Raw genomic sequence first — 3655 nt, 5'->3', positions numbered from 1 at the left:
TAACGCTTCGAAACACGCGTATGCTGCACGCGGGTGGCTGGGGTCCACATCAAGATCTCCGGGTTGTCTGCAAAACCCCCGGAATCACACGAACCTCAGCCGCTCAACCCCTTTCGAAACGGCCTCTGACCTGAACCCGATCCTGCCGTAGATCGACGGTTCCTACACCACCCCGTGGGACACGACCTATCCAGCCTCAACCTTGAGGCTTTTTATTCAACCCAACTGGCCCCATTTTAAACCGGTGCCTGGCCCGTTTTTATCCCGGTGTTGACACGCGTCAAAGAGATCAGCCATAGGTGCGTCATACGCACAGGTTATGTGCTTGTCGTGATAATTGTTCTTCGCGTTCCAATCTCTCACATGGGCAGCCAAGCAGGGCATTAACATTGCGTTTGCATCGATGCTCGAACCGCTGACCAGCGGCGAGATTTCCCGATGCCAACCGAGCAGAAGAGAAAATTGGCATGTTTGAGACAACCAATCCCTACACCGGCGAGACCCTGAAGACGTTTGAGACGGCGACTGCCGGGGAAATTACCCAAGCTATCGGGGATGCCGATGCGGCTTTCCAGCAGTGGCGCATGACCTCATTCGCCAAACGCGTTGAGGTCATGCACGCGGCGGCGCAAATCCTGCGTCGTGACACCGACAAGTACGCGCCGCTCCTGACGGTGGAAATGGGCAAGCTGATCGCCGAGGCGCACGCCGAAGTCGAACTGTCCGCCGCGATCTTCGACTATTACGCGGATAACGCTGAACGGCTTCTGGCGCCCGAAAAGCTCCCCGTCACAGACCCTGCCGAAGGCGATGCGGTTCTCGTCCATGATCCGCTTGGCGTGCTGCTCGCGATCGAGCCGTGGAATTTTCCTTACTACCAGATCGCGCGGATCATCGCGCCGCAGCTTTCTGCGGGTAATACGATCCTGCTCAAGCATGCGGCGAACGTGCCGCAGTGCGCTGCGGCGTTCGAAGAATTGATGCTGGAGGCCGGTCTTCCTAAGCATGCTTTCATCAACCTTTACGTCGATCACGACCATGTACAGATGATCCTCGACGATCCGCGCGTGCAGGGTGTCGCACTGACGGGTTCGGAAGCTGCCGGCGCTGCCGTGGCATCGGCAGCGGGCAGGGCGCTCAAAAAGTCCACCATGGAACTCGGCGGCGCCGATGCCTTCATCGTGCTAAAGGACGCCGACCTCGAAAAGACCGTCAAATGGGCAGTGTTCGGCAGGCACTGGAACGGTGGGCAGGTCTGCGTCTCGTCCAAACGCATGATCATTGCCGACGAGGTCTACGACGAATTCCTCGAAAGCTATACCAAAGGTGTGGGCGCGTTGCGCATGGGTGACCCATTCGACCCTGAGACCACTCTGGCGCCGCTCTCTTCCCAACGGGCTGCGGATGGTCTCAGAGAAATGATCGCCAAGGCGGTCGAACATGGCGCCACGGCCACTGCTGTGGGTCCCGAAATTCCCAATCAGGGCGCTTTCGTGCAGCCCACCATCCTGACCGATATCGGCGATGATAATCCCGCGCGACACTGGGAGTTCTTCGGCCCGGTCTCGATGCTGTTTCGAGCGAAGAACGAAGATGATGCCGTGCGCATCGCCAACGATTCCCCCTTTGGCCTTGGCGGCTCGGTCTTCACGTCGGATACGGCCCACGGTGCCAAGGTGGCGCGGCGCATCTCGACCGGCATGGTCTTCGTCAACCATCCGACCATGGTCAAAGCCGATCTGCCGTTCGGCGGCGTGCGCAGGTCGGGCTATGGACGCGAACTGCTCGGTCTTGGCATCAAGGAATTCGTTAATCACAAGCTGATCGACATCGTCGATATCGACGCGCCATTCTGAGGATACCTGACTTACGGACTGCGCATATCGGCGAAGCCGACAGCGTTTTATTGTTTATGAAGCGAGGCCCCAATGCAGAGCACCATGAAAGCCGCCGTCGTACGTGAATTCGGCAAGCCCCTCGTGATCGAGGAGGTGCAGGTGCCCCGGCCAGGGCCGGGCCAGATCCTCGTCAAGATCGCCGCAACTGGCGTGTGCCATACCGACCTTCACGCGGCTGAAGGCGACTGGCCGGTCAAGCCGAACCCGCCCTTCATCCCGGGACACGAGGGGGCAGGGCATGTCGTAGCTGTCGGGCAGGGCGTAATCCATGTGAAGGAGGGCGACCGGGTCGGTGTGCCATGGCTCTATTCCGCTTGCGGGCACTGCGTGCACTGCCTGGGGGGCTGGGAAACCCTGTGCCACGAGCAGCAGAACACCGGCTACTCGGTAAACGGCAGCTTCGCAGAGTATGTGCTGGCCGATGCCAATTACGTAGGCCGCCTTCCGGACAATGTTAGCTTCATCGACATCTCGCCGATCCTGTGCGCCGGGGTTACCGTCTACAAGGGCCTCAAGGTCACCGATACGAAGCCGGGCGATTGGGTGGCGATATCAGGTATCGGGGGTCTCGGGCATATGGCGGTACAATATGCCAAGGCGATGGGGTTTAATGTGGTCGCGGTCGATATCGACGACGCAAAACTGAAGCTTGCACAGGATCTTGGCGCGTCGCTGACCGTCAACGCGCGGGATGTGGATCCGGTGGCCTTCATCACCAAAGAGATTGGCGGCGCGCAGGGCGTTCTGGTCACTGCTGTCTCCCCGACAGCCTTCCAGCAGGCGATGGGCATGGCGCGGCGCGGCGGGACCATATCGCTCAATGGCTTGCCGCCCGGTGATTTTCCCATCTCGATTTTCGACACTGTCCTCAACGGCATCACCGTGCGCGGCTCGATCGTCGGCACACGCCTCGACTTGCAGGAATCGCTCGACTTTGCGGCGCAGGGCAAGGTCAAGGCGACGGTCACTACCGATAGCCTCGAGAACATCAACGACGTCTTCGCCCGCATGCACAAGGGCGAGATCGAGGGACGCGTGGTTCTCGATCTCGAGAACGCCTAGCAATCCCTGCCTCGGTTTGCCGATCCCGTAGTTCGGGATGGCGCACCTGATCCGTTGTCGCTCACTTTCCCCGGTAGGCGACAGCGGAGCCATTCCGCCAGAAACACACCGCTAAGGCCCCCGGTCTGCTGGCGGCGATGGATGGCATTAATGCACGCTTCGGCCGCAATACCATTGTCCTCGCCGCCCAAGGATGCGGCGCTCGGTCTTTCGACACCAAGCGGTCCCAAAAAAGCCCGGCCTGGACAACCCGAATAGCGGAGATACCGATCGCCCGCTAATCGCGCCGATTTGCGTTGTGGAACAGCAAAATATCCGTACTGATTTACGCCTGTTTTCGTTCTGTGGGGACTTATGACGACCGGCATTCTTATAGCGCTGCTATTCGCAGCCTGTGTCATTGCGACCTACTATGCTTATGAAGTTAGAAAGCTTCGGGTAAAAAATCTGCTGCCGGCTGCCCCCGAAATTGAACAATTTCACATTGAATCAAATCAAGCCAATGAGGTCATTACTCCATCTTCAGTAATAATGTCTGATGGGGGCGTCACATAAAACGGGCACCGATATACGCTCTCATGACTGCCGTCCGAGACGCTGGCCGAGTTTACTCCTTCGCTGGCCGCTAGACCAGCGGTCGCATTGACCTTGGCGGGTGTGCCGCGGGCGCCTGATCGACGACGATTGATCACGCT

At 59.0% G+C, this 3655-nt stretch carries 3 protein-coding genes and 1 pseudogene; 3 read left to right on the top strand and 1 reads right to left on the bottom strand.

Annotated features, from left to right (window positions below; genetic code table 11):
- The first annotated feature begins 467 nt into the window (after positions 1-467).
- The 3 genes and pseudogenes from CG471_RS29310 to CG471_RS29300 all read left to right on the top strand — a co-directional run.
- Positions 468-1856: an NAD-dependent succinate-semialdehyde dehydrogenase gene (locus tag CG471_RS29310; protein ID WP_099234605.1), complete on the top strand. Its 1389-nt coding sequence runs from the start codon at positions 468-470 to the stop codon at positions 1854-1856.
- Between the two features lie 72 nt (positions 1857-1928).
- Positions 1929-2960 (top strand): alcohol dehydrogenase AdhP, encoded by a 1032-nt coding sequence (gene adhP, locus CG471_RS29305; protein ID WP_043150695.1) that lies wholly within the window; start codon positions 1929-1931, stop codon positions 2958-2960.
- Between the two features lie 113 nt (positions 2961-3073).
- Positions 3074-3241 (top strand): annotated as a pseudogene (locus CG471_RS29300) (DUF4113 domain-containing protein); the annotation flags it as partial.
- Positions 3242-3454: 213 nt separating this feature from the next.
- Here CG471_RS29300 and CG471_RS31065 read toward each other — a convergent pair.
- Positions 3455-3655: hypothetical protein (locus tag CG471_RS31065; protein ID WP_218964302.1), on the bottom strand; the 201-nt coding region annotated here is incomplete at its 5' end.

This window comes from Sphingobium sp. IP1, assembly GCF_002708645.1.
Taxonomy (GTDB): Bacteria; Pseudomonadota; Alphaproteobacteria; order Sphingomonadales; family Sphingomonadaceae; genus Sphingobium; species Sphingobium yanoikuyae.
The sequence above is the reverse complement of the archived record's forward strand: the minus strand, read 5'-3'. Positions and strand labels throughout refer to the sequence as shown.